General features: G+C 62.2%; 1 pseudogene. It reads left to right on the forward strand.

The window, feature by feature from the left end:
• Positions 1–328 (forward strand): annotated as a pseudogene (locus tag EN857_RS35130) (mechanosensitive ion channel family protein); the annotation flags it as partial.

The following is a 328-nucleotide window of genomic DNA, read 5'->3' on the forward strand; positions in this document are numbered from 1 at the left end:
ACTCAACAATTTATCCCGGACAGGCAGCCCTGTCCGAGGTCGCTGCCTTGCTGACATTTGCTCTGGCAGCCATCGGCTCGTTCCTCGCGTTCCACTGGCCGCCTTTGCTGCGCCGCATCGTGCTGACTTTGCTGCTCGCCTTCATCGCCGTGCGTGTCGTCCGCGCAATTGTCAGGTTGCTGTTTGGACTCGCCGGCGCGGAGAGCAGGACGCCGGATGAGACGCTGACAACAGTTCCTGTTGCAAACTCGACCGCGCAGCGTTTCTGGCTTCGGCGCGTGAGCCTCATCGCCGGCTTTCTGCTGTTTGGCTGGGCCGTGGTCAGCCT

Source organism: Mesorhizobium sp. M4B.F.Ca.ET.214.01.1.1, assembly GCF_004791545.1.
Classification (GTDB): Bacteria; Pseudomonadota; Alphaproteobacteria; order Rhizobiales; family Rhizobiaceae; genus Mesorhizobium; species Mesorhizobium abyssinicae.